Origin of the sequence: Klebsiella sp. 7-CIP_Kleb. (assembly GCF_050378655.1) — a bacterium.
In the GTDB taxonomy this organism is placed as follows: Bacteria; Pseudomonadota; Gammaproteobacteria; order Enterobacterales; family Enterobacteriaceae; genus Klebsiella; species Klebsiella quasipneumoniae.
Map to the genome: position 1 here is coordinate 125,073 of NZ_JBNRLJ010000001.1, position 25,266 is coordinate 150,338.

Sequence of the window (25,266 nt, forward strand, 5' to 3'; positions counted from 1 at the left end):
CATTCCTGTTTTATAAACAGCGCTAATTCCGCTATGCTGCGCTAACTTGTTGATTCATTGTTAAGGCATAAGGACATGGGGCTGTTAATCAAAGGGCTGCTGGGCGCGCTGGTGGTGGTGCTGATTGGCGTGCTGGCGAAAACCAAAAACTACGCCATCGCCGGGCTTATTCCGCTGTTTCCCACCTTTGCGCTCATCGCCCACTATATTGTTGCCAGCGAGCGTGGTATTGAAGCCCTGCGCGCCACTATCGTGTTCGGCATGTGGTCGATCGTTCCCTATTTTATCTATCTGCTGTCGCTGTGGTACTTCACCGGCATCATGCGCCTGCCGTTAGCGCTGGCAGGCGCAGTGGGGTGCTGGGGGCTGTGCGCCTGGCTGTTGATTGTTGGCTGGAGCCGCTTCCACTAACGCAGAGGGCGACCGCCGTCGACGGCGTATGACCGGCCGGTCACGTAGCGGCTGGTAAACAGATAGTCGATAAGGTCGCTGATCTCTTTCTCGCCCGGGGCGATTTTCATCAGCGATTTATCCAGCGCCTGCTGACGATAGGCCTCGTCGTCACCTTCATTGAACATGATCAGCGACGGGGCTATAGCGTTGACTTTGATCTCCGGCGCCAGCTTGCGGGCGAAGGAGCGGGTCATGTTGTCCAGCGCGGCCTTGCTGGCGGCGTAGGCGATATGTTTATCGCTCCCGCGCTCCACCACGTAATCGGTGATATGGATAATGTCGCTGGCGGCATGGCCGTGGCCGCGCAGGAGTTCTTCCAGCGCGTGGTTGAGCAGATAGGGGGCATGGACGTGGATCTGCATCATGCGGTTGATCACCGTGCTGAGCGGTACTCCCGGCTTCTCCGCCATCCAGTCGCTGGCGTTGTGGATGATGGCCCGCAGGCCGCTGGTATGCGATTTAACCGCTTCGGCAAAGGTCAGAATGCCGTCATCGCTGCTGAAGTCGGCCTGCAGACAGAGAGCGCCTGCCTGGCGCAGGTCATCGATCGCCGGATAGGGCGTGCGATAGCTGACGATGACCGGCTGATGTTGCTGCAGAAAATGGTGCGCCAGCGCGAGGCCGATGCGGCGGCCTCCTCCTGTGATCAGAACCGGGCGGGGCTGTATTTCAGCCATGGGTATCTCCTTTGATTTAGGCGGCAGGGCGACCGCTTACCCCACCAGCATCCACGTTGCCGGCACAGCGGCAACCAGCAATAAACCAATTAGCGCCAATTCGCGGCGTTTGAGCGAACGATCGTGCTGGTGCGTACGCCGCGCGTACAAAAAGACCAGAAGACCCGGAGCGTAAAGTACCACTGACAACAGCAAATGCACAGGTCCCGACGCGTATAATAACCATAAGCCATAAATGCAGGCGCCGATACCCACCGCTTGATGCAGCGGACGGGTGGCGATTTTCAGCAAAAAGGCGCCGACCAGCAGATAGGGCACGAGGATCATCTCTGACGCAATAGTCAGCAGGGTGCCGTAGTCCGAACCGGTCAGCCAGATCAAAACCAGCGACGCCTGAACGCTGATATTGGTCAGCCACAGCGAGGCGGAGGGGGCGTTGTTGCGGTTCTGACGGGCGAACAGGCGCGGGAAGGCTTTGTGGGTGGCCGCGAGGTAAGGCACTTCGGCGGCCATGATGGTCCAGCTGAGATAGGCGCCGCACACCGACACGATAAGCCCGGCGGCAATCACAATTTCACCCCACGAGCCCATCAGTCTGACCATCAGTCCCGCCATCGACGGGTTGCGCATTTCGGCCAGTTCGCTACGCGGCACCACACCCAGCGACAGCAGGGTGACCAGCAGATACACCGCGAGGGCCGAAATCACCGCGAGCAGCGTCGCGCGCCCAACGTCGCGCTTGTGACGCGCGCGGGCGGAGACCACCACCGCGCCTTCGACGCCGATGAACACCCACAGAGTGATCAGCATCGTGTTTTTAACCTGCTCCCACACCGGTACGCCCAGCGCCACGCCGCTGAAATCGAGGCGGAACGTATCCAGCTGAAAGGCCAGGGCGGCGAGGGCGACAAACGCCCCCAGCGGCAACAGCTTGGCGAGGGTCGCGACCAGGTTAATCCCCGCCGCCGTCTGCACCCCACGCAGGACCAGAAAGTGGACTACCCACAGCAGAACTGAAGCGCCGACGATCGACTGCCAGGTGTTGCCATCGCCAAACAGGCGCAGCTCAGGGGTATCGGTGAAGAAACTGAGCGCCGAAAAGACGATCACCAGATAAGAGACATTGGCGATCACCGCGCACAGCCAGTAGCCCCACGCGGAACAGAAGCCGATCAGCTCGCCGAACCCTTCACGGGCGTAGGTGAAGATCCCGCCGTCGAGGTCGGGGCGAATACGGGTCAACAGCAGCATCGCGAAGGCGAGGAACAGGATCCCGACGCCGGTGATCGCCCAGCCGATGAGCAGAGCGGAAGGGCTGGCCACGGCCGCCATATTTTGCGGCAAACTGAATACGCCAGCGCCGAGCATTGAGCTAAGGACCAGGGCGGTCAGGGCGCTCAGGCCCAGTTTCTTTTCCATTGCATTCCCGAGGTGAAAATGGCTGTTCCAGAATATTTATTTTGCGAAATCGCATAAAAATGGAGGATTGCGCTAAGGCGCGGGATTTTACGGAGTGTCCGGGGGCCATGCAATGGCGGGGGATGAAAAAAAATGAAAAGGCGGCGATGCGCCGCCTTTTTAGCCAGTCAGCAGCGATTATTTGTACAAATCGGCGCTGATGGTGATGTTGCCGCCGCGTTCCTGCCACTGGCGGGTAATGTGGTAGTACTTCGCCCCTTTCTTCGCCGCGCGTTTCGCCGTCTGATAAGAGATTTCCGTCATGTTGCCATAGTTGCCGGTGAACTTGATGTTATCGAACGGCACCATTTGCGCCGCGGTCACTTTGTTCACTTCTTCAACTTTGGTGCCGTCCGGCAGCGTGACAGTGTAACGTCCGCCTTTCGACGACTGGGTCTCGAAGAAACGACCTACACCGGTGCCGGAGCCAACCGCCGCGGTGGTGGCGACGCCCGGGATTTCGACGTTTTTCGCCGCTTCGCCGCCTTTGGCCAGCGCCGCGCGGCCGGCTTCAGAATCAGCCGGGATAGCGTCCGGGCTCTGCAGAACGCGTTTCTCCGCATCTTTTTTGTAGATATAGGCGGTAATGCGCTGGTTGCCGCCCTGGTTGGCGTCCACCTGGCGGACGATGAAGAACGCATAGGCGCCTTTCGCTTTCGCCGCTTTGGTGATGGCGTCGTTCACTTCCGGCTGACTGCGATAGAAGCCCTGGACGGTGACGGTGTCGTAAGGCATCAGCTCAACGGCCTGATCTTTCGGCAGCTCCATCACGCCATTGATGATGCGATTTTTCGGCGCATCCGCTTTCGGCGCGTCGTCTTTATAGAGGTCAGCCGTGACGCGCCAGTTGCCGCCATTGCCGTAATCCGACGTGTCGACAACATAGAATGAGGCCGCGCCGTCTTTGTCAGCTTTGCGCGATACCGCTTGCACCGCGTCGCCAATGGCATTAAACCGGCCTGTGACGACAACGCGATCGTAGGGCTTCAGCGCAGCCGCCTGCTCCGGGGTCAACTCGGTCGCTGCGTGGGCAGACAACGTGGCGGTTGTCAGGAGAGCAGACGCCAGGAGGGTGTTTTTAAGCTTCATAAAAATAATCCTTTGCCTTGCGCAAACCATATACTGGTGTTGTTGTTGACTGAAAACGTTTGATTATTGCATTTAATCGCCGTGACTGTCTGCGTCATTTTTTGCTTGCCGCCCGAATCGTATACGACGGAAAGATAACATTTTTCGATATGTTGAAAAAACAGCCGCTTGACCAGCAAAAACGATAATCGATACCACTTTTATTAGTTAATGTAATGTTAATACAATGATCTCAATGGCGATAAATGGCGTTTTATACTACTGGATAAGCGAATTATCAGGCCTGAAAGGCAAATTCAGGTAAATATTGCTGCCCGGAACCATCTGTGCTGACAATAAGCAATAAAATCAAAATTTCTGTTTTATCGCTGTAGATCACAATCGCTATTTTCAGTAGGTTATAAAAAGTTTGTTACTGTTTCATTTTGCAGACAGCGAAAGACGGCGAGGACGATTTTGCCGTCCTGTCGTTGTTGGTCAGAAAAGTAAACCATCATCAAAAACCGATGGAAGGGAAAACTATGCGTATTGGTGTACCACAAGAAAGGCTAGCCCAGGAGACCCGGGTCGCCGCCACGCCGAAGACCGTTGAGCAGTTGCTCAAACTCGGCTTTAGCGTCGCGGTAGAAAGCGGCGCCGGGAAGCTGGCCAGCTTTGACGATGAGGCCTTCGCCCAGGCGGGGGCTGAGATCGTGACCGGCGACGAGGTGTGGCAGTCTGATGTCATCCTCAAGGTCAATGCCCCGAATGACGATGAAATTGCCCTGTTGAATCCAGGAACCACGCTGATTAGTTTTATCTGGCCGGCGCAAAATCCGCAGCTGATGGAAAAACTGGCGGCCCGCAATATCAACGTGATGGCGATGGATTCGGTGCCGCGTATCTCCCGCGCCCAGTCGCTGGATGCGCTCAGCTCAATGGCCAATATCGCCGGGTACCGCGCTATCGTTGAAGCGGCCCATGAATTCGGCCGTTTCTTTACCGGGCAGATTACCGCGGCAGGCAAAGTTCCGCCCGCCAAGGTGATGGTTATCGGTGCCGGGGTGGCCGGTCTGGCGGCGATTGGCGCCGCCAACAGCCTGGGGGCGATTGTTCGCGCCTTCGATACCCGTCCGGAAGTGAAGGAGCAGGTGCAGAGTATGGGCGCCGAATTCCTCGAACTGGATTTTAAAGAGGAAGCGGGCAGCGGCGACGGCTATGCCAAGGTGATGTCCGAGGCCTTTATTCAGGCCGAAATGGCGCTGTTCGCCGCCCAGGCGAAAGAGGTCGATATTATCGTCACCACGGCGTTAATTCCGGGCAAGCCGGCGCCGAAGCTGATCACCCGGGAAATGGTTGACGCCATGAAGTCGGGCAGCGTGGTGGTCGATCTCGCCTCGCAAAACGGCGGCAACTGCGAGTACACCGTGCCGGGCGAAGTGGTGACCACCGCCAACGGCGTGAAAATTATCGGTTATACCGACCTGCCAGGCCGTCTGCCGACCCAGTCCTCCCAGCTCTACGGCACCAACCTGGTGAACCTGCTGAAGCTGCTGTGCAAAGAGAAAGACGGCAATATCGTCATCGATTTCGATGACGTGGTGGTGCGCGGCGTGACCGTGGTGCGTGAAGGCGAAATCACCTGGCCGGCGCCGCCGATTCAGGTCTCCGCTCAGCCGCAGGCCGCGGCGAAAAAAGTGGAAGCGCCGAAAGAAGAGGTGAAACCGGCGTCGCCGTGGCGCAAATATGCGCTGATAGCGCTGGCGATTATCCTCTTCGGCTGGCTGGCCAACGTGGCGCCTAAAGAGTTCCTCGGCCATTTCACTGTCTTCGCGCTGGCCTGCGTGGTGGGTTACTACGTGGTATGGAATGTCTCCCATGCGCTGCATACGCCGCTGATGTCGGTGACGAACGCCATTTCGGGCATTATCGTGGTTGGCGCGTTGCTGCAGATAGGCCACGGCGGCTGGGTCAGCTTCCTGAGCTTTATCGCGGTACTGATCGCCAGCATTAATATTTTCGGTGGTTTTACCGTGACTCAGCGCATGCTGAAAATGTTTCGCAAAGGATAAGGGGTAGCACATGTCTGGTGGATTAGTTACAGCTGCATACATTGTTGCTGCAATCCTGTTTATTTTCAGCCTGGCGGGTCTGTCGAAACACGAAACCTCGCAGCAGGGCAACTATTTCGGCATCGCCGGGATGGCCATCGCCCTGATCGCCACTATTCTGGGTCCGGACGCCGGCAACGTCGGCTGGATTATCCTCGCGATGGTCATCGGTGGGGCAATCGGTATTCGTCTGGCGAAGAAGGTCGAAATGACCGAGATGCCGGAGCTGGTGGCCATCCTGCACAGCTTCGTGGGCCTGGCGGCGGTGCTGGTAGGGTTTAACAGCTACCTGCAGCATGAAACCGGCATGGAGCAGATTCTGGTCAATATCCATTTGACCGAAGTGTTCCTCGGCATCTTCATCGGCGCGGTGACCTTCACCGGTTCGGTAGTGGCGTTTGGTAAACTGCGCGGCAAGATCTCCTCCAAACCGCTGATGCTGCCTAATCGCCATAAGCTTAACCTGGCGGCGCTGGTGGTTTCCTTCATCCTGATGGTGATTTTTGTGCGCTCCGATAGCACCGGCACCCAGGTCCTGTGCCTGCTGGTGATGACCGCGATCGCGCTGGCCTTCGGCTGGCACCTGGTGGCCTCCATCGGCGGCGCGGACATGCCGGTGGTGGTCTCGATGCTCAACTCCTACTCGGGCTGGGCGGCGGCGGCGGCGGGCTTTATGCTGAGCAATGACCTGCTGATCGTCACCGGCGCGCTGGTGGGCTCTTCCGGCGCCATCCTCTCTTACATTATGTGTAAGGCGATGAACCGCTCCTTTATCAGCGTGATCGCCGGCGGCTTCGGCACCGATGGTTCCTCCAGCGGCGGCGATGAAGAAGTGGGCGAGCACCGCGAAATTAGCGCCGAAGAGACGGCGGAGATGCTGAAAAATTCGCACTCGGTCATCATCACCCCGGGCTATGGTATGGCGGTGGCCCAGGCGCAGTATCCGGTGGCAGAAATTACCGAGAAGCTGCGGGCGCGCGGCATTAAGGTGCGCTTTGGCATTCACCCGGTCGCCGGCCGTCTACCGGGACATATGAACGTCCTGCTGGCGGAGGCTAAAGTGCCTTACGACATCGTGCTGGAGATGGATGAGATCAACGATGATTTCAGCGATACCGACACCGTGCTGGTCATCGGCGCTAACGATACCGTCAACCCGGCGGCGCAGGACGATCCGAAGAGCCCGATCGCCGGCATGCCGGTGCTTGAGGTGTGGAAAGCGCAGAACGTGGTGGTCTTTAAGCGTTCGATGAACACCGGTTACGCCGGCGTACAGAACCCGCTGTTCTTTAAAGAGAACACCCATATGCTGTTCGGTGATGCCAAAGCCAGCGTCGATGCGATCCTGAAAGCGCTGTAATGTAACATTATTGTTTTACAACGTTTGTTTATAAGCCGTCTCCTGTGAGACGGCTTTTTTATATGCACTGGGATACCAGGGATTGTTCATAAAATAAGCGGTAAAAGGTGATATAATGTTCCGGTTATTACATCAGACAGAGGATATTATGGATACCGAGTTAACCCCAACGCAGATGGCCATCGAATTCTTACGCCGCGACACCACCGTCATGACTCCAGCGCAGTATCTGAAAAAACTTAAACTGCTGGAACTGGAGTTTGCTGACCTGATGGCGCTCTCCTCGCTGGAGCTGAAAGAAGAGATCGATCTGGCCTGGCGTCTGGGTATCCACTGAGTCGTTCAGGGTCGCCATGCCATGACGGGGCCGCAAGCGGCCCTTTTTTGTGCCTGAGGGAAAGCGGGCAAAAAAATCCCCCGCGAGGCGGGGGATGATGAACGTTCCGGGAGGGAAGATTAATCGTCGTCGTCGTCGTCCAGTTCCACCGGCGTCTGATAGGCCTCTGGTTTAAGCACCAGCAGATCGCAGCGCAGGTGGTCGACAACCTGCTCCGCGGTATTGCCAAGGAACGCCGCGGAGAGGCCGGTTCGACCGACCGTACCCAGCACCACGATCCCCGCCTGCAGATGCTCGGCGAGATCCGGGATCACCTCCTCAGGCAACCCTTTTTCCACGTGGGTGAATTTCTCGTCAATGCCAAACTTCTGCCGCAGGGCTTTCATCGCCAGCAGATGCTGGCCGCGGATGGCGTCGTTGTAGACGCTGGGATCGAAATCCGGCAGCTCAATCGCGATATTGATCGGGGTGACCGGATAGGCGCCGATAAGGTGCACTTCAGTGTGGTTGACTTCTTCCGCCAGCGACAGGGTCTCGCGCACCAGCTTCTCGTTGAGGGTGTTGTGATAATTTTCTTCACTGGCCAGATTGACGGCGACCAGCGCTTTACCGCCTTCTGGCCATGGCTGGTCTTTCACCATCCAGACCGGGCAAGGGCACTTACGCAGCAGATGCCAGTCGGTCGGGGTGAAAATCACCGCTTCCAGCTTGTCGTGCTGGTGGGCCATCTTCAGCAGCAGGTCGTGTTTCTCACTGATCACTTCCTGAATAATGGCTTCGAAGGGGCGGTTGTGCCACACCACCTTCACGTCAATCGGCACACCGGATTCAAGATAGAATTTCGCCTGCTCGCGGATCCAGGCCGTTCGTTGGGCAATGACGCCCTGACGCATCGCCGTCCGTTCATCCGGCGACAGCAGGGTGGTCATTTCATAAGAAAAATCATAGATCGGCAAAAAGGCTTTGATGCGTCCACCAATCCGTTGGTGCAGGTACACCGCTCGCCTTAGCGCCGGCTGGTCGTCCTGGTTAGGATCGATTACTACCAGCATGCTCTGATACTTCGCCATACAGGGTCTCCTTACAACTGCAGCTACCGTCAGTTATTAAAAAGATAACCTATATGGATGAATTGAAACAGGGGAGGAGCCTGGTCAGATCAACAAATCTGAAAAAATTGCCGATCCTGACCAGGTGTTGCTCGGAGATTAAGCGACGTTACGCGCCTGACCGGCCAGCTGGGCCAGCAGGTCGCCGTTTTCAATGGTGATGTATTTGCCTTTCACCGCCAGCATGCCGCTCTTCTGGAAACGCCCCAGCAGACGGCTGATGGTTTCGACGGTGAGGCCGAGATAGTTGCCAATGTCGCCGCGGGTCATAGTCAGACGGAACTCACGGGGAGAGAAACCGCGCTGCGCGAAACGGCGGGACAGGTTATAGATAAACGCGGCCAGGCGCTCTTCGGCGTTCTTTTTGGAAAGCAGCAGGATCATATCCTGGTCGCCTTTGATCTCACCGCTCATCAGACGCATCATCTGCTGACGCAGATTCGGCATTTTTCCGGAAAGATCGTCGAGGGTTTCAAAGGGGATCTCGCATACCATCGACGTTTCCAGCGCCTGGGCGAAGCTCGGGTGCAGGCCGGTGCCGATGGCGTCAAAGCCCACCAGATCGCCCGCCAGGTGGAAGCCGGTAATCTGCTCATCGCCTTGCTCGGTGATGGTGTAGCTTTTGATGGTCCCGGAGCGAATGGCATACAACGATTTCAGCTCATCACCGGCTTTGAACAAGGTTTGACCTTTCTGGATGGGCTTTTTCCGCTCGATAATATTATCCAGCTGATCAAGCTCGTGCTCGTTCAGAGTAAAGGGGATGCAGAGCTGGCTGATACTGCAATCCTGACAATGGATAGCACAACCGCCAGACTGAATGCGTCGAATAATTCGCTTCTCAGGGATCATATGTCTGCTCAGGCCTTAATTGATATTGGTCAATTTTAACATCTTTTTGATGAGCAGGTAAGTCTTCAGGCTCTGAAACACGTAATATCAGCAGGGGAAATCAAAACAGGCTGATATCTGCTTGATTAAAAATAGATTATTCAGCCACATTTGATTGTAAAATTACCTGAAAATTCCAGAAAAGGCATTTTCAGTCAAAGCAACAGATAGCCCTCGTGGCGCAGAAGCCACTCTTTACGCTGCACGCCGCCGGCATAGCCGGTCATCGTACCGTTACGTCCGATGACCCGATGGCAAGGCACCACAATACTCACCGGGTTGGCGCCATTGGCGGCCCCCACCGCGCGTGCCGCGCCGGGACGACCGAGCGCTTCGGCCAGCTGACCGTAGTGCATCACCTGGCCGCAGGGGATATCGCGCAACGCCTGCCAGACCTGGCGCTGGAAAGGGGTGCCGGCGGTGGCGGTAGGCAGGGTCTCGATAACGGCCAGGTCGCCGGCAAAATAGTCGTTCAGCTTACTGCTGAGACCGCCCGGATTGCGGCAGTCAACGCGCTGATAGCCTTCCCGGCGATAGTGTACGTCGAGCAGGGTTTCCATCCGATCGCGGTGCTCGTCCCACTCGACGGCGCGTAAATTAAACTGTTCGTCGCAGAGTACCCACAGCGCCCCCAACGGGGTATCCATTTTATCCTGCAGCAAGGTCAACATCGTTTCGGTCATCCACCATCGTACACGAGGGCAACACGATACCACGCGCCGGCGGCGGTCAACTATACTCCCAAAAGATAAACCCGTATCCCCGGCCGGCTTCCTGCGGCCTGTACGTTGATTTATTTTTGGATCGATCCTGGCGGGTTATCGGGCATGGTTTTTGCTACTTTTAAGCTGACGACGCCGGTCCTCCGCGCCGCTTTGCGCGCCCGGGAAGGTGCCACCGCGTCGTCGCGGCGCGGTTAATAACTCAGAGGTGGGGCTATGCAATATATACTGACTGGCGTAATCGTATTGATCTTCAGCGGCCTGGTTATCCACGGCCTCACGCTGTTGCTCGAACGCGGGTATCGCGCGCTTTTCGGCATCTTCGCCGGAGCCGCAGATGTCCCCCGTAAGGTCAAAATGAAGGTGCCGCGTTAAGAGTAAGCAGCCGTCCCTGGCGCTTCAGCGGCTTAAGGGAGCCGCGGATAAATGCCAGGGCCGATGGGCAGTCCTGCCAGATACCAGCCCACCAGCAACAGCAGCCAGACGGCGAGAAAAATCAGCGGGTAAGGGAGCACCAGCGAGTAGTAAGTCCCGAGGCGGGCGTCGGGTCGGTAGCGCTGTAAAAAACCGAGAAACAGCGGTACAAACGGTGAAACCGGCGCCAGCGGCAGCACCGATGAATCGGCGATGCGAAACAGGATCTGCGCAAACGCCGGGTGGAAGCCCAGCAGCATAAACATCGGCACGAAGATCGGCGCCAGAATCGACCAGATGGCCGAGCCGCTGGCGATAAACATGCACAGAAAAGCCGACAGCAGCGCCAGACCGACAAACGCCGGGACGCCGTTCATGCCGGCGCTCTCCAGCAGGTCCGTCAGGCCAACGGCCATAAACTTGCCCATATTGCTCCAGTTGAACATCGCCACGAACTGCGCCAGCGGGAAGACCATCACGATAAATCCGGCCATCTCTTTCATCGGCTCAATCATCAACTGCGGCAGATCGGCCTGACGGCGAATTTTGCCAGTGGCGATACCGTAAGCCAGCGACACGACAAAGAAGAAAAAGATGATCAGCGGCACGATGCCTTTGATAAACGGCGAGGGCATCACCGTGTGCTGAACCGGATCGCGAAGAATGCCGTTTTCAGGAACCACCATCAGGGCGATGACCGCCACGAACGCCAGCGTTGCTACCCCGGCGATGCGCAGGCCGAAACGCTCCTCGGTGGTCAAGGTTTGCAGCTTTTCGTCGCGGCTGCCTTGCCACTGTCCCAGCCTCGGCTCCACCAGCTTGTCAGTGATTAAACCGCCGACGAGGGTCAGGAGGATCACCGAGGTCGCCATAAAGTACCAGTTGTCGATCACGCTGACGTGCAGAGAGGCATCGATGGATTTGGCCGCCTCGGTGCTGATCCCGGAGAGCAGCACGTCGGTGGTGACGATCAGTAAATTGGCGGTAAAGCCGCAGCCCACGCCGGCTATCGCCGCCAGCAGGCCGGCGACCGGATGCCGACCGACAGCGAGAAACATCAGCGCCCCCAGCGGCGGCATGATCACCAGCGCGGCGTCGGAAGAGATATGGCTGAAAAAGGCGATGAATAGCACCATATAGCTGGCATAACGGGCGCTAACGTGGGAGGCCATCTTGACCATCAGCGCGGGCAACAGGCCCACCCGCTCGGCAAAGCCGGCGCCCAACACCAGGGCGAGGATCGCCCCCAGCGGCGCGAAACCGCTGAAGTTTTTAATCACGTTCGGTAAAAACCAGTGCAGCCCTTCCACGCTGAGCAGGTTTTTGACCACCACCCGCGACCCGTCCGCAGGGTTTTGCACCCCGACGTTGAAGGCGGAGAGTATCGCCGTGGCGGCGATCAGCGCCACGATAAGATAGATAAACAGCAAAAACGGGTGCGGGACCTTATTACCGATCTTCTCTACCCAGCCATAGCGCTTTCCGGCGGGGGAAGGCGACGGTATGGATGACATACTCATGGGCGTTCCTCTGTTGTCGTTGTTGTGTTGGGCAGGCCTGCTCCCGTACTGCCGGCGGTTATTATGGTCGGTGCGTGCCGCTATGCCGGTCAGCGTCTGTCAGGAGCGGTCTGGTCTTATGGTTATCGTAAAACCGACGGTCTCACCTCCGCCGGAATCGGGCAGCGGTAAGGATGTTCGGCCAGCGCCTGCCTGAGCTCTCGCTGGCTGGCCTCCAGCAGCGCGCGGTCGCTGAATAAACGGATCGCCGTCGCCGCGAGGACTTTCCCCGCCAGCAGCATCCCTTTATGGGCGATGGAGGTGCGTCCCTGGCTCACCAGCTGCCAGCTGTGCAGCGGGGTACCCACCGCGAAGCAGGGGCTGAAGCATTGGGCCACCGGCGCTTTCCAGCTGACGTCCCCGACGTCGGTGGAGCCGGCGAGAATCGTATCCGTGGCCGCCCACGGCGCCACCTCATCAATCAGCAGCGTATCGCGGTGGCGACGAGCGAAGGTTTTCCCCGCCTCGCCGCCGGTGCCGGCGATATTGTTCAGGCTGTTGTTGATATCGTTGGCGCTGAGCGTGGCGCGGATCGCCGCGGCAAAGGCGCGATCGTCGTCGCTCCATGCCGGCGTGCCGTAATGCGCTACCGCCTGATACATCGCCGCTTCGAGCGTGCGGTTGGGCAGATAGCTGGAACAGGCTTTTTCAAAGCGGCAGCTGACGTGGGTCTCGGTCATCAGCGCGGCCCCCTGGGCAATCTTCTCAATGCGGGCGAAGATCTGTTCTACATCTGCCATCTCCGGGGCGCGGATGAGATACAGCACTTCCGCCTGGGCCTGGACGACGTTGGGCGAGACGCCGCCGGTATCGGTAATGGCGTAATGAACCCGCGCCTTCTCGATAATATGTTCATTCAGGAAGTTGCTGCCGGTGGTCATCAGGGTGACTGCGTCCAGGGCGCTTCGCCCCAGGTGCGGCGAATTGGCGGCGTGGGCGGCGGTGCCGGTAAAGCGCCACGCCGCCTGAATGTTGGCGAGGGTGCGGGTGCTGAACATCCCGGCCCAGGCCTCCGGATGCCAGGTGAGGGCCGCATCGACGTCATCAAACAGCCCTTCGCGCACCATGAACGTTTTGCCCGAGCCGCCTTCTTCCCCCGGGCAACCGTAGAAGCGCAGGGTGCCCGCGCCGCCGTGCTGCTGCAGCCATTTTTTGGCGGCAACCGCCGCGGCGAAAGCCGCTGTCCCGAGCAGATTGTGCCCGCAGCCGTGACCGTTGCCCCCCGGCGTTGACGATGTCGGCTCCGCGCAATGGGCCTGTTGGCTGAGACCCGCCAGGGCGTCAAACTCGCCCAGCAGGGCAATAACCGGTTGGCCCTCGCCGACGCTGGCGATAAAAGCATTGGGGATCCCGCCAGCATCACGGGTCAGCTGGAAACCTTCCGCTTCCAGGGCGTCCGCCAGCCGCCGGGCGGACCAGAATTCCTCAAAGCGCGTCTCCGGGTGGTCCCAGATATCATCGGCGATGGCGCAATAGGTCTCGCGGCTTGCCTCAATCACCTCTTCAACAAACTGAAAAATCGGGTCCATCACACCCCCCGCTGCCAGGGAAAGTTAAGCGCGACGCGCGCCAGGGTGTCGACCGCGACCGTCATTACGCTCTCGTCGAAGTCAAACTTCTCGTTGTGATGACCGGCGCTCAGTTCGGTGCCGAATATCATGTATGACGCAAGGCCGCCGCGCGCCTGGACCCGGGCCATCATCAGGGTGGCGTCTTCCGATCCCGCCGGGGCGGCGATGCGATCCACCGCCTGCTGCACGCCGGGCACCCGCGCGGCCTGTTCGCGCAGGTACGCCACCCACGCCGGCGACGGGGCGCTGGCGGTGGCGGCCCCCACCATGCGTAACTCGTACCCGGCTTGATACATCGCCGCGGCCCCAGCGATGACGTGCTGCGCCCGGTCAAAAACATACTGGTTGATGGCTTCGCTTTCGCCGCGGGTTTCCACTTTTAACAGGGCCGAAGAGGGCACCACGTTGCGTCCGGTGCCGGCCTGCATCACCCCGACGTTGACCCGCGAAGCGCCGGCGCTGTGCGGTGGGATGGCGTGCAGGGCAAGGGCGGCCTGGGCGGCGGCGAGCAGCGCGTTGCGCCCATCTTCAGGCTTGCCGCCGGCATGAGCGGCCACGCCGCTGAACTGCACATCGAATTTGGTGGTGGCCATAAAGTTGTCGCCACCGCACACCACGGTGCCGACCGGGACGCCGGTACCGATATGGATGGCGGTAAAATAGTCCACCTCGTCCACCACGCCGGCGGCCACCATCGCGCGGGCGCCGCGGGTACCCTCTTCAGCAGGCTGGAAAATCAGTTTAATGACGCCATTGAGCTGGGCGACATACTGCTTGAGCACATGCGCCAGCCCCAGCCCGATGGCAGTATGCCCATCGTGGCCGCAGGCGTGCATCATGCCGGCGTTGCAGGAGGCGAAATGGTCGCGATGGGGGCGATGGCTGTCATCGTGCTGCTCATTGAGGTCGAGGGCGTCCATGTCGACGCGAAAGGCCAGTGTTGGGCCGGGACGTCCGGTGTCGAGCGTCGCCACCACGCCGGCGAACCCGCCTTCAAACGCCGGCAACCAGCGTTCCGGCGCCCCTTGCTCGCGGGCGCGCTCGAAAGCCTGGGCCAGGGTCTCCTCATCCGGCAGCCCCATCCGGCTGTCGGCATCGATGACGTCGCGCCCCAGCGCCAGCTGGTAGCCGAGCCCGTCGAGGATCTCCGCCACCTTACTGGCGGTGCGAAACTCCAGCCAGCCGGATTCAGCGTGCAGGTGAAAATCGCGGCGCCATTGGGTCATGGCTGGCGCCAGCTGGCGCAGGTATTCATCAAGTTGCGGCATAGCTTATCCTGTCATAAGTAAAAAATGTGATGGCGTTCACGATGTGATAGCTTTTATTTATCACTGACACGCTACAGGCCTTAACGCTCTTAACCTGCCACAGCCTGATGGATTACAGTAGATGTCATTTTCTTGCGTCTGATAAACAACGGTTATCACCAAAAGCATGGCCTTTCAGATCAAATTTCATCAAATTCGCGCCTTCGTCGAGGTGGCCCGGGAAGGGAGTATTCGCGGCGCCAGCCGCTCGCTGGCGATCTCGCAGCCGGCCCTGACCAAAGCGATTAAAGAGCTCGAGGAGGGGCTTTCCGCTCAGTTGTTCGTCCGCCGCCGCCAGGGGGTGGCGCTGACTGACAATGGCGAAAGTTTTTATCAACATGCGAGCCTGATCCTTGAGGAGCTGCGGGCGGCGCAGGATGAACTGCTGCAGCGTCAGGGAGAGCAGGCCGGGCAGATCAATATTGGCCTTGGCGCCAGCGTCGCCCGGTCGCTGATGCCGTCGGTGATCTGCCGCTTTCATCAGCAGCATCCTCAGGTGAAGGTGCGGATCATGGAGGGCCAGCTGCTGGCGATGATCAATGAGCTGCGCCAGGGAGAGCTGGATTTCACCATCAATACCTACTATCCCGGGCCGTACGACCATGAGTTCAGCTTTGAAAAACTGTTTGAGAAACCGTTCGCGGTGTTCGCTCGCGTGGGGCATCCGGCGGCGCAGGCCACCTCGCTGGTGGAGCTGATGGATCACCACTGGACCATGCCGACGCCGCGCGGCAGCTACTTTAAACAGCTGCAGGACAGGTTTAATCAGGCCGGGCTGGCGCCAAAGGTGAATATTGTGTGCGAGACCTTCTCGTCGTGCATCAGCCTGGTGGTGAAAAGCGATTTTCTCAGTATCCTGCCGGTGGAGCTCGGCAACGATCCGCTGATGGCGGACAAGCTGATGATGATCCCCGTCCGCGAAGCGTTGCCGACGGCGGCCTATTTTCTGATCCAGCGGCGCGACACCCGACAGACGCCGCTAACGGCGTCATTAATCACCCTGTTTCGCCGCCAGAGTCGACAATGGTTTCCTTAACCGCCCGTCGCGCTCGCTTTGCCAGCAGACGGGGCTAAACGCATTGAGGGGGGAGCGCGAGGCGGCTATAGTAGCTGGCGACAGCCGCTGGAGGAGAGCCCATGAACCTTGATGACAAATCCCTGTTTCTTGACGCCATGGAAGATGTCCAGCCCCTGAAACGTAACAATGACGTGCACTGGCATCCCGGGCGCAACAGTCGCGCCCCGCAGCGCGTCGACACCCTGCAACTGGATAATTTTCTCACTACCGGCTATCTCGATATCGTACCGCTCGCCACGCCGCTGGAGTTTAAGCGCGAAGGGCTGCAGAGCGGCGTGCTGGATAAGCTGCGGCGGGGGAAATACGGCCAGCAGGCGAGCCTCTCCCTGCTGCGCCAGCCGGTGGAGCAGTGCCGGCAGATGCTCTTCGCCTTTATGGTGCAGGCGCAGAAAGAGGGGTTACGCAATGTGCTGATCGTTCACGGCAAAGGCCGCGACGATCAGTCCCACGCCAATATCATCCGCAGCTATCTGGCGCGCTGGCTGGAAGAGTTGCCGGAGGTGCAGGCCTTCTGCGCCGCGCTTCCGCACCACGGCGGCAGCGGCGCCTGCTATGTCGCGCTGCGTAAATCGGCCGAAGCGAAGCAGGAGACCTGGGAGCAGCACGCCAAGCGCAGCCGTTAGCGCATCAGCAGCGTCAGCTCGCGGGCGGCTTTTTGCAGCTCCGGCAGCACGCGGTCGATCATTTCGCGGGCCGACATCTGGCCCGCATGCACCCCGACGTTCAGCGCCGCCTGCACCTGACCCTGGGCGTTAAACAGCGGTACCGCGAGGGAGCGCAGGCCCATCTCCAGCTCCTGATCGTTGAGGGCATACCCCTGTTGATGCACCCGTTTCAGCTCGGCGCGCAGCTTCGCCACCGAGTCCACCGTCTGCGGGGTATAGCGGATCATGGTTACCCTGGCCAGCATATCGTTGAGCTTCTCCTCTGGCTGATGGCTGAGCAGCACCCGGCCCATCGAGGTCGCCCACGCCGGAAGGCGGCTGCCGATATCGAGGTCGATGGTCATGATCCGCGAGCTGGAGGCGCGGGCGATATACAGAATATCGTCGCCATCGAGGGTGGCGATGGAGCAGGACTCGTTGAGCATTTCGCTCAGATGCCGCAGCACCGGCTGCGCCGAACGCGCCAGCGGCGTCGAGGCCAGCCAGGCGTGACCGAGGGCCAGGATCCGCGGCCGTAGCTGAAAGTTTTTACCGTCTTCGGCATAGACGAACCCCAGCTTGCTCAGGGTATACAGGCAGCGGCGCACCGCGGCGCGCGGAATACCGGTCTTCTGACTGATCTGTGAGATAGACAGCAGGGGCCGCTGCGGCGTGAATGCCTGAATGACCTCCAGGCCGCGCGCCAGCGAGGCCATAAAGTTAGGATCGCCCTTAAACGGATCGCCGTCGCCGGTCAGTAAATCGTCTGGATGCTTATCCATTTCTGTTCCCCATATTTGCCATCGATCACATTCTTTCGCTAAAGATAACCGATGTTCGATTATCGCACCATATTTCGATTATCGCCCTTGACCGACATCGTTAAGCGGGTCACATTTTGTGCGAACAACGAATAAAAGTGCGATTACCGCACACCAATGGAGCGACCTGATGATTGATAAAAGCGTATCGACGCTGAGCGAGGCCATCGCCGGGATCCACGACGGGGCGACTATTATGATCGGCGGCTTTGGTCCTGCCGGCCAGCCGACCTTTCTGATTGACGCCCTGATTGACCAGGGCGCCCGCGACCTGACCATCATTAACAACAACGCCGGCAACGGAGAAGTGGGGCTCGCGGCGCTGCTGAAGGCTGGCCGGGTGCGCAAAATGATCTGCTCCTTCCCGCGCCAGGTCGATTCACAGATTTTTGATGACCTCTATCGCCGCGGCAAAGTGGAGCTGGAGCTGGTGCCGCAGGGCAACCTCGCGGCGCGGATCCAGGCCGCCGGCGCCGGGCTGGGCGCGGTCTTTACCCCCACCGGCTACGGCACGCCGCTGGCGGAAGGGAAGGAGACACGGGAAATCGACGGCCGCCACTATGTGCTGGAGTATCCGATCAAAGCCGATTTCGCGCTGATTAAAGCTCACCAGGGCGACCGTTGGGGCAACCTGGTGTATCGCAAGGCGGCACGCAACTTTGGCCCGATTATGGCGACGGCGGCGAAAACCACCATCGTTGAAGTCTCGCAGCTGGTGTCGCTGGGCGACCTCGACCCTGAACACATTATCACCCCCGGCATTTTCGTCCAGCGCCTCTTCTCGCTGGAAAACCTGACTGCCGCACAACGCGCCTGAGGAGCCCGAGATGCAAAAACTGACCCGTGACGAAATGGCCCAGCGCGTGGCCCGCGATATTCCCGAAGGCGCTTACGTTAACCTCGGCATTGGCCTGCCGACCCGGATTGCCAATTACCTGCCTGCCGACAAAGAGGTGTTCCTGCATAGCGAGAACGGTCTGCTGGGCATGGGGCCGAAACCGCTGCCTGGCGAAGAAGATCCGGAGCTGATCAATGCCGGAAAAGAGTACGTCACCCTCCTGCAGGGCGGCTGCTATTTCCACCATGGCGACTCCTTTGCCATGATGCGCGGCGGCCATCTCGATATCTGCGTGTTGGGGGCCTATCAGGTCTCTGCCAGCGGCGATCTCGCCAACTGGAGCACCGGCGCGCCGGACGCTATCCCGGCGGTCGGCGGGGCGATGGATCTGGCCATCGGCGCTCGACAGGTGTTTGTGATGATGGACCATCTGACCCGCGACGGCGAGTGCAAGCTGGTGGAACAGTGCAGCTATCCGCTGACCGGGGTCGGCTGCGTTAGCCGGATCTATACCGACCTGGCGGTGATCGACATTACCGACCGCGGCCCGGTGGTGCGGGAAATCTTTAACGGTCTCTCTTTTGAAGAGCTGCAGCGCATCACTCCGGTGACGCTGACCTTTGAACAACTGGCGGAAAGCGCGTAAGGAACCTATGATGAATCAGGCATTTATCTGTGATGCGGTGCGTACACCCTTTGGCCGTTTTGGTGGTACTCTGGCGACGATGCGCGCCGACGACCTCGCGGCGCTGCCGCTGAAAGCGCTGCTGGAGCGTAACCCGGGGCTGGATCCCTCGCGCATTGACGATGTGATTCTGGGCTGCGCCAACCAGGCCGGGGAAGACAACCGCAACGTGGCGCGCATGGCGCTGCTGCTGGCCGGGCTGCCGGAGAGCGTGCCCGGTAGCACCATCAACCGCCTGTGCGGCTCCAGCCTCGACGCGATCGGCGTCGCGGCGCGGGCGATTAAAAGCGGTGAAACGCAGCTGATGATCGCCGGCGGGGTGGAGAGCATGTCCCGGGCGCCGTTTGTTATGGGTAAAGCGGAGAGCGCCTTTAGCCGCAACATGCAGATGGAAGATACCACCATCGGCTGGCGCTTTATTAACCCGCAGATGAAAGCCTTGTACGGTGTCCATTCCATGCCGGAGACGGCGGAAAACGTCGCCGATGAGTTTGCCATTTCCCGCGCCGATCAGGACGCGTTCGCCTTGCGCAGTCAACTGCGCGCCGCCGCGGCCCAGGAGGCGGGACGTTTCGCCGATGAGCTGATCGCCGTCCAGGTGCCGCAGCGCAAAGGCGAGCCGCTGCGGTTTAGCCGCGATGAACACCCGCGCAGCACCTCGCTGGAGGCGCTGGCTAAACTGCGCGGCGTGGTGCGCGCCGACGGCAGCGTCACCGCCGGGAATGCCTCCGGCGTTAACGATGGTGCCTGCGCGCTGCTGCTGGCCAGCGAAACCGCGCTGGCGGCCAACGATCTTCAACCGCTGGCCCGGGTGGTCGGCGTGGCGACGGCGGGGGTGGCGCCGCGCATTATGGGCTTTGGCCCGGCGCCGGCGGTGCGGAAGGTGCTGGCGCAGACCGGCCTGACGTTAGCCCAGATGGATGTCATCGAGCTGAATGAAGCCTTCGCCGCCCAGGCGCTGGCGGTGACCCGCGATTTGGGCTTACCGGACGATGCCGCCCATGTGAACCCCAACGGCGGGGCGATCGCCCTGGGGCATCCGCTCGGCGCCTCCGGCGGCCGCCTGGCGATGACCGCGGCTTACCAGCTGAAACGGACCGGCGGCCGCTACGCGCTGTGCACCATGTGCATCGGCGTCGGGCAGGGGATCGCCCTGATTATTGAACGTGTTTAAGGAGCCAGAATGAGTTTGTTGACCCCGATGTTGCGCAGCAGTCCGCTGACCGACTGGTTCAGCGACGCGCAGCGGGTGCAGGGCATGCTGGATTTTGAAGCGGCGCTGGCCCAGGCGCAGGCCGCCTGCGGCATGGTGCCGACGGCGGCGGTCGGGCCGATTGTCGCCGCCTGCCGCCACGATGCGATCGATTTTACCGCCCTCGGCGAGGCGGCGGTGGGGGCGGGTAACCTGGCGATCCCGCTGGTGAAACAGCTGACGGCCCAGGTAAAAGCGCGGGATCCGGACGCCGCGCGCTACGTTCACTGGGGCGCCACCAGTCAGGACGCCATCGACACAGGTCTGGTGCTCCAGCTGCGCGGGGCGCTGGAGGCCGCTGAGACCCTGCTTGAGCAGCTGTTGGCGGCCCTGGCTCTCCAGGCGGATCGTTATCGCGATACCGTGATGCCGGGCCGGACCTGGATGCAGCACGCGCTGCCGGTGACCTTTGGCCTGAAGCTGGCGGGTACCCTCGACGCGCTCCTGCGCTGGCAGCAGCGGCTGCGCGAGATGCGTCCGCGTCTGCTGGTGCTGCAGTTCGGCGGCGCCGCGGGGACCCTGGACGCGCTAAAAGAGAAAGGGCCGGCGGTTGGCCAGGCGCTGGCGCAGAATCTTGGTCTGACGCTGCCGGATACCCCGTGGCACAGCCAGCGCGATCGGCTGCTGGAGGCGGGCGCCTGGTTCGCCGGCGTCTGCGGCACCCTGGGGAAATTCGCTAACGACTTCTCCCTGCTGATGCAGACCGAAGTGGCTGAGGTGGGCGAGCCGGTAGCGGAAGGGCGCGGCGGCTCGTCGACGATGCCGCATAAGCGCAATCCGGTGGCCTGCGCGGCGATCCTGACCGCCGCCCAGCGCACGCCGGGGCTGATGGCGACCCTCTACGCCTGCCAGATTCAGCAGCACGAGCGGGCGCTGGGCGGCTGGCAGGCGGAGTGGGAGACCCTGCCGGAGCTGATTACCCTGGTGGGCGGGGCGCTGGCGCAAAGCGAGGCGCTGGTGCGCGACATGCAGGTCTTTCCGCAGAAGATGCGCGCCGATCTCGATATCACCCACGGGCTGATCATGGCTGAGGCGGTGACCCTGGCGCTGGCGGAATTCATCGGCAAAGCCGAGGCGCATCATCATATTGAGGCGCTGTGCCGTCAGGCGCTGGACCGCCTCTGTCCGCTGGTCGATCTGCTCGCGGCGGATCCGCAGGTCAGCCAGTATCTCTCCCGCGAACGTTTAACCACGCTGCTGGAACCGGCAACGGCGACCGGCAGCGCCGAATGCTTTGTGCGCCAGGTGCTGGCGCGTTATCAGGAGCAACATGATGAATCTTGATTATCAACTCGACGGACCGGAAGGTGCGCCGGTTATCGTTCTCTCCAACTCGCTGGGCACCACCCGGGCGATGTGGCAGCCGCAGATTGAGGCGCTAACCGCCCATTTCCGGGTGCTGCGCTACGACACCCACGGCCACGGTAAAACGACGAAAAATGGCAAAGTGACCCTCGCCCAGCTGGGGGAAGATGTAATTGCGCTGCTCGATCATCTGAATATCGACCGGGCCTGGTTCTGCGGGATTTCGATGGGCGGTCTGACCGGTCTGTGGCTGGGCCGCTTTGCGCCAGAGCGTTTTTATGGTCTGGCCGTCGCCAACACCGCGGCGCGCATCGGCGATCAGGCCAGCTGGCTGTCGCGGGCGCGGGCGGTACGCCAGGAAGGAATGGCGGTGGTGGCCGCCGGGGCGGCGGACCGCTGGTTCACCCACGCGTTTCGCCAGAAGGCGCCGGAGGTGGTGGAGGCCCTGTGTCACCAGCTGACCCATACCGATGCCGAAGGCTATGCCGCCTGCTGTGAGGCGCTGGCCGCCGCCGACCTGCGGGGCGAAGCGGGGAAGATCCCGCTGCCGACGTTAATCATCGCCGGGGAAAGTGACCCTGTCACCACGGTCGCTGACGCCAATTTTCTGCAGCAGCAGATCCCCGCTTCCCAGGTGGTGGTTCTGCCGGCATCGCATCTGTCAAACATTGAGGCGGCGAAGAGCTTTACTTCAGCGCTGCTGAGCTTTTTCCAGGGAGAACGCCATGGAGGATAAACAGCGCTACCAGGACGGAATGGCGGTGCGGCGCAAAGTGTTGGGCGACGCCCACGTCGACCGTACCCTGCAGCATCTGACGCCGTTGAATGACGAGTTTCAGGACTTTATCACCCGCTACGCCTGGGGTGAGACCTGGACGCGTCCGGGGCTCGACCACCACACCCGCAGCATGATCACCATTGCCATGCTGATCGCTCTCAATCGCGAGGCGGAGCTGAAGATGCATCTACGCGCGTCGTTTAACAACGGGGTGACCCGCGATGAGCTGAAAGAGCTGATCATGCACTCTGCGCTGTATTGCGGACTGCCGGCGGCCAATGCCACGATGCATCTGGCGCAGCAGGTGTTTGACGACATCGACGCCGGGCGGGGTTAAGTCGTCGTCCGAGTCGGATTGCCCGGCAGTTGTTGTAGGCCGGGTAAGGCGTAGCCGCCACCCGGCATAATGGCGGGTACGGCGCCGATAGATTGCGCAGCGGCGCAGCGCTTGCCGGGCCTGCGAGGTGTAAGCTTGCGAGAGGATCCTGTAGGCCGGGTAAGGCGTAGCCGCTACCCGGCGAAATAACGGCACAACCGGAAATGTCCCTGTTCGCACTATGTTTGGCAGGGCCACAACGTTTGGCAGGGCTACAACGTCTATGTTAATTTCGGGCAGATTGCGCTCCCGGTTGATCTTCTGCGTTATGTCTCTTATGGCGCAGGGAGCGCACAGGGGGCGGCCAGTCGCCGCCGCCCCCTGTACCCCCGGGCTCCGGCCAGCAAAATCGCCGCTGCGCGGTACCTTCGACTTTTCCCTGCAGGCTTCGGGTCGGGCCGAGGCAGCGTCCCTGCAAAACACGGCCCTCAGCCCGCATCCATGCGGGCTGCCCCGGCCTTCCGGGAACGTCTCAGCGATTTTGAGGCCGCCAGCATCGGCAGTTTCAGCAACAATGGTGAATAAATTAACGGCAGGTCGTACGTACATAGGCCGGGTAAGGCGTAGCCGCCACCCGGCATAATGGCGGGTACGGCGCCGATAGATTGCGCAGCGGCGCAGCGCTTGCCGGGCCTGCGAGGTGTAAGCCTGTGAGAGGATCCTGTAGGCCGGGTAAGGCGTAGCCGCCACCCGGCGACATTGCCGATACGTTAACCCTTATTTCTCAGGCTCCTGCGGCGCGACAGCCGGGGCGGCGTACCAGGCTTCCTGCGGCACCACCACCGCGGCTCGGGGCTGCATCACATAGTTCGGCGACATAATCTGCACCCCGAATTCGTTAAACACATCAATAATGCTGCTGTGTAACGCGTTACGGCCATCTGGCAGCTTCGTCGCGGGTAATAAGCGCACCTGCAGCTCATACGAGGTGTACCAGTCGAGCAACCCCAGCTTACGCACCACCGGCGCAATTTGCTGATCGACCCCGGGGGTGCGTCTCGCCGCCAGCTCCAGAAGCGCATGAACCTGGCGCCAGGGCGTATCGTAGCCGATGGTGACGCTGGTAGTGAGATTGAACCCGCCGTCGCTGCTCTCGGCGCTGAGATTGACAATCTTGCCGCTCACCACCACCGCGTTCGGTACCGTCACGATGTAATTCTCACGGGTGAGGATCTTGGTCGCCAGCACGCCAATCTCGCTGACCTGTCCCTCATTGTCAGCGAGGCGGATCCAGTCGCCTTTCCGCAGCGCCCGGGAGTAGATTAGCACCAGGCCGCTCATCGCATGGGTCATCACCCCGGTCGAGCCGAGGGTCAGCATCAGGCCGAAGAACACGCTGATGCCCTTGAAGGCAAGGGAGTTGGCGCCGGGAAGAAACGGGTAGGCGGCGGAGAGGGCGAACAGCCAGATGACCACCGAGATAAGCCGACGGGTAGCGCTCACAGTCTCCGGATGAATGCCGGGAACCTGAATGCGGCCGGCGGCGACCTGGTTGAGAACCACTTTCACCAGGCGAATGATGAGCCAGGTAATGAGAAAAATAAGCACCACGATCATCAGCCCCGGCAGGGAAGCGACAATCGACAGCGAGATATCGCGGATCACCCCCAGCGACCAGTCACCCAGCGATTCACTCCATACGCGCGTCCAGGGAAACAGACTGAAGGCCCAGCTCAGCCAGATGTAACAGGCCAGGACACCGACGAGGATCGCCAGCGCGGCATACAATCGGACCTCGATATTGCCGAGAAAGCGCCGCCAGTGCTGAGGAATAGCGCTGCGCTTTTCGAGGATCCGCAGTTGGAAAAAGCGCCGTACCCGCCGCCAGGCGCGGAAAGCGCCGTAGTAAAACAGCGCCAGCAGCAGCGCCCCGGCGAGGGCCTTACCGGCGGAGATCAACAGATAGCGTTGATTGAACTGTTCCTGCAGGCCGGTGCGCTGGGCTTCCATCCGCGCCAGCACCTGCTGGGCCGCCTGGTCGAGGGTTAAATCATCACCTTCGTCGAGATCCGCCTGGCTCAACAGCAGCACCGGTTTGCCGTTCATCAGGAACAGCCGTCCCGGCTGACCATAGCGAATAACCGGCACGATCCGCAGCGGCTGGCGAATATCCTCCTCGGTAAATGCGCGCAGGGCGCTGCGGGTGCGCAGCACGCGCTCTTCTGGCGTCGTCTGGCCAAAGGTCGCCTGCAACATCACTACCGGCTGGTGGAAAATATATACCGTGCGCGCCTTTTCGCGAGCGGTTGGCTGCTGCCGAGGCTCTGCGGCCAGCGCCGGCTGTAACGCCAGCAGCGCCAGTACCCAGAGGATAACCACGCTTATCCTGTTCATAGAAGCACCTGAGAAAGAGAATTATTGTTATTTTTCAGCAAGCAAGGTAGGACTTGTAGTTGAGCATAGCCTGGCAGGAAGTGAATTCAAGCTGGCGCGGCGCGGGCATAAAAAAAGC

24 protein-coding genes are annotated in these 25,266 nt (G+C 60.4%); 13 read left to right on the forward strand and 11 right to left on the reverse strand.

Going from position 1 to position 25,266, the window contains the following annotated elements:
• Positions 1-75: 75 nt before the first annotated feature.
• Positions 76-411 carry a GlpM family protein gene (locus ACQUTI_RS00600; RefSeq protein WP_004887053.1) on the forward strand — a complete coding sequence of 112 codons (336 nt, stop codon included), beginning with the start codon at positions 76-78 and terminating at the stop codon, positions 409-411.
• Here ACQUTI_RS00600 and folM read toward each other — a convergent pair.
• The 3 genes from folM to ydgH all read right to left on the reverse strand — a co-directional run bounded on the left by folM (position 408) and on the right by ydgH (position 3,677).
• Complete coding sequence (gene folM, locus ACQUTI_RS00605) at positions 408-1,130, reverse strand: dihydromonapterin reductase (RefSeq protein ID WP_043523132.1); 723 nt, start codon at positions 1,128-1,130, stop codon at positions 408-410. The two genes, ACQUTI_RS00600 and folM, sit on opposite strands and share 4 nt — an antisense overlap.
• A 36-nt stretch (positions 1,131-1,166) precedes the next feature.
• Positions 1,167-2,549 (reverse strand): amino acid permease, encoded by a 1,383-nt coding sequence (locus tag ACQUTI_RS00610; protein WP_428923166.1) that lies wholly within the window; start codon positions 2,547-2,549, stop codon positions 1,167-1,169.
• 177 nt (positions 2,550-2,726) lie between these two features.
• Positions 2,727-3,677, reverse strand: a complete 951-nt coding sequence (gene ydgH / locus ACQUTI_RS00615; protein ID WP_004887044.1) for a DUF1471 family protein YdgH — start codon at positions 3,675-3,677, stop codon at positions 2,727-2,729.
• Between the two features lie 521 nt (positions 3,678-4,198).
• On the opposite strand from ydgH, the gene pntA reads away from it, so the two are divergent.
• From pntA to ACQUTI_RS00630, 3 genes are all read left to right on the forward strand, one after another.
• On the forward strand, positions 4,199-5,728 hold the full coding sequence (gene pntA, locus ACQUTI_RS00620) for a Re/Si-specific NAD(P)(+) transhydrogenase subunit alpha (protein ID WP_017898698.1): 1,530 nt from the start codon (positions 4,199-4,201) through the stop codon (positions 5,726-5,728).
• A 10-nt stretch (positions 5,729-5,738) separates the two neighbouring features.
• Positions 5,739-7,127, forward strand: a complete 1,389-nt coding sequence (pntB, locus tag ACQUTI_RS00625) for a Re/Si-specific NAD(P)(+) transhydrogenase subunit beta (RefSeq protein ID WP_004887040.1) — start codon at positions 5,739-5,741, stop codon at positions 7,125-7,127.
• Between the two features lie 148 nt (positions 7,128-7,275).
• Complete coding sequence (locus tag ACQUTI_RS00630; protein WP_004887037.1) at positions 7,276-7,464, forward strand: YdiH family protein; 189 nt, start codon at positions 7,276-7,278, stop codon at positions 7,462-7,464.
• Between the two features lie 119 nt (positions 7,465-7,583).
• On the opposite strand, the gene uspE is transcribed toward ACQUTI_RS00630, so the two are convergent.
• The 3 genes from uspE to ogt form a co-directional block, all read right to left on the reverse strand.
• On the reverse strand, positions 7,584-8,534 hold the full coding sequence (gene uspE, locus ACQUTI_RS00635; RefSeq protein ID WP_004887033.1) for a universal stress protein UspE: 951 nt from the start codon (positions 8,532-8,534) through the stop codon (positions 7,584-7,586).
• Positions 8,535-8,672: 138 nt separating this feature from the next.
• Positions 8,673-9,425, reverse strand: a complete 753-nt coding sequence (gene fnr / locus ACQUTI_RS00640; RefSeq protein ID WP_004887031.1) for a fumarate/nitrate reduction transcriptional regulator Fnr — start codon at positions 9,423-9,425, stop codon at positions 8,673-8,675.
• Positions 9,426-9,619: 194 nt separating this feature from the next.
• Positions 9,620-10,135: a methylated-DNA--[protein]-cysteine S-methyltransferase gene (gene ogt / locus ACQUTI_RS00645; protein WP_004887029.1), complete on the reverse strand. Its 516-nt coding sequence runs from the start codon at positions 10,133-10,135 to the stop codon at positions 9,620-9,622.
• A 267-nt stretch (positions 10,136-10,402) separates the two neighbouring features.
• On the opposite strand from ogt, the gene ACQUTI_RS00650 reads away from it, so the two are divergent.
• Positions 10,403-10,561 carry a hypothetical protein gene (locus tag ACQUTI_RS00650; protein ID WP_032455956.1) on the forward strand — a complete coding sequence of 53 codons (159 nt, stop codon included), beginning with the start codon at positions 10,403-10,405 and terminating at the stop codon, positions 10,559-10,561.
• Positions 10,562-10,593: 32 nt separating this feature from the next.
• Here ACQUTI_RS00650 and abgT read toward each other — a convergent pair whose 3' ends face one another.
• The 3 genes from abgT to ACQUTI_RS00665 all read right to left on the reverse strand — a co-directional run bounded on the left by abgT (position 10,594) and on the right by ACQUTI_RS00665 (position 14,998).
• Positions 10,594-12,120, reverse strand: coding sequence for a p-aminobenzoyl-glutamate transporter (gene abgT, locus ACQUTI_RS00655; RefSeq protein WP_023318148.1), 1,527 nt, complete (start codon positions 12,118-12,120; stop codon positions 10,594-10,596).
• 122 nt (positions 12,121-12,242) lie between these two features.
• Positions 12,243-13,688, reverse strand: a complete 1,446-nt coding sequence (locus tag ACQUTI_RS00660; RefSeq protein ID WP_053810437.1) for a M20 family metallopeptidase — start codon at positions 13,686-13,688, stop codon at positions 12,243-12,245.
• Entirely contained in the window at positions 13,688-14,998 is a 1,311-nt protein-coding gene (locus ACQUTI_RS00665) for a M20 family metallo-hydrolase (protein WP_043523124.1), read from the reverse strand. Before ACQUTI_RS00665 ends, ACQUTI_RS00660 begins: the two co-directional genes overlap by 1 nt.
• 166 nt (positions 14,999-15,164) lie before the next feature.
• Between ACQUTI_RS00665 and ACQUTI_RS00670 the strand changes: the two genes are divergently transcribed.
• Both ACQUTI_RS00670 and smrA read left to right on the forward strand, forming a co-directional pair.
• Complete coding sequence (locus ACQUTI_RS00670; protein WP_043523122.1) at positions 15,165-16,073, forward strand: LysR family transcriptional regulator; 909 nt, start codon at positions 15,165-15,167, stop codon at positions 16,071-16,073.
• A 101-nt stretch (positions 16,074-16,174) separates the two neighbouring features.
• A complete protein-coding gene (smrA, locus tag ACQUTI_RS00675; RefSeq protein ID WP_004887017.1) occupies positions 16,175-16,738 on the forward strand; it encodes a DNA endonuclease SmrA in 564 nt (187 codons plus the stop codon).
• On the opposite strand, the gene ACQUTI_RS00680 is transcribed toward smrA, so the two are convergent.
• The gene (locus ACQUTI_RS00680) at positions 16,735-17,541 is read right to left on the reverse strand and encodes an IclR family transcriptional regulator domain-containing protein (protein WP_004887014.1); all 807 of its coding nucleotides are present in this window, start codon (positions 17,539-17,541) and stop codon (positions 16,735-16,737) included. The genes smrA and ACQUTI_RS00680 overlap by 4 nt on opposite strands.
• A 169-nt stretch (positions 17,542-17,710) precedes the next feature.
• Here ACQUTI_RS00680 and ACQUTI_RS00685 point away from each other — a divergent pair, with 169 nt between their 5' ends.
• Genes ACQUTI_RS00685 through pcaC form a run of 6 tightly spaced genes read left to right on the forward strand, consistent with a single transcriptional unit; the run spans position 17,711 to position 22,775 of the window.
• A complete protein-coding gene (locus ACQUTI_RS00685) occupies positions 17,711-18,397 on the forward strand; it encodes a 3-oxoacid CoA-transferase subunit A (protein ID WP_004887011.1) in 687 nt (228 codons plus the stop codon).
• A gap of 10 nt (positions 18,398-18,407) precedes the next feature.
• On the forward strand, positions 18,408-19,064 hold the full coding sequence (locus tag ACQUTI_RS00690) for a 3-oxoacid CoA-transferase subunit B (protein ID WP_004887008.1): 657 nt from the start codon (positions 18,408-18,410) through the stop codon (positions 19,062-19,064).
• A gap of 10 nt (positions 19,065-19,074) precedes the next feature.
• Entirely contained in the window at positions 19,075-20,277 is a 1,203-nt protein-coding gene (gene pcaF / locus ACQUTI_RS00695; RefSeq protein WP_004887005.1) for a 3-oxoadipyl-CoA thiolase, read from the forward strand.
• A gap of 9 nt (positions 20,278-20,286) precedes the next feature.
• Positions 20,287-21,639, forward strand: coding sequence for a 3-carboxy-cis,cis-muconate cycloisomerase (locus ACQUTI_RS00700; protein WP_131076479.1), 1,353 nt, complete (start codon positions 20,287-20,289; stop codon positions 21,637-21,639).
• A complete protein-coding gene (gene pcaD, locus ACQUTI_RS00705; RefSeq protein ID WP_048294806.1) occupies positions 21,629-22,396 on the forward strand; it encodes a 3-oxoadipate enol-lactonase in 768 nt (255 codons plus the stop codon). The genes ACQUTI_RS00700 and pcaD overlap by 11 nt, the downstream gene beginning before the upstream one ends.
• Positions 22,386-22,775, forward strand: a complete 390-nt coding sequence (gene pcaC, locus ACQUTI_RS00710; protein WP_004886998.1) for a 4-carboxymuconolactone decarboxylase — start codon at positions 22,386-22,388, stop codon at positions 22,773-22,775. The genes pcaD and pcaC overlap by 11 nt, the downstream gene beginning before the upstream one ends.
• Before the next feature lie 756 nt (positions 22,776-23,531).
• On the opposite strand, the gene ACQUTI_RS00715 is transcribed toward pcaC, so the two are convergent.
• Entirely contained in the window at positions 23,532-25,148 is a 1,617-nt protein-coding gene (locus ACQUTI_RS00715) for a mechanosensitive ion channel family protein (protein ID WP_119621024.1), read from the reverse strand.
• Between the last annotated feature and the right edge of the window lie 118 nt (positions 25,149-25,266).